This is a genomic window from Devosia alba, from assembly GCF_039938915.1.
Lineage (GTDB): Bacteria > Pseudomonadota > Alphaproteobacteria > Rhizobiales > Devosiaceae > Devosia > Devosia alba.
Genome location: NZ_JBDUUI010000116.1, coordinates 1 through 254 on the forward strand (window position 1 = coordinate 1; position 254 = coordinate 254).

Genomic DNA, 254 nt, shown 5'->3' on the forward strand with positions numbered 1-254 from the left:
GTCTTGATAAAGAAACGCAAACAAGAGGATTAGATGATGGAGATATTCTCTATATCGATAATGATAATACTGCCATCATCGTTGATATCTTGCCTGCTAAAGCTATTATCGTTAAGCCTAAAGATGTACAAGAAGCCATTCATTGTGCTTATGAGATAGGAAATCGCCATACTCCTTTTTTCTATGCTGATGATACAAAGAAAACTTTTGCTATACCGTATGATATACCTTTTGAAACGCTGTTAAATAAAATG

1 protein-coding gene is annotated in these 254 nt (G+C 33.9%); it reads left to right on the forward strand.

The features are described from left to right. A partial coding sequence (locus tag ABFY71_RS18990) for an urease accessory protein UreE (protein WP_347947436.1) occupies positions 1-254 on the forward strand: 254 nt, incomplete at both ends.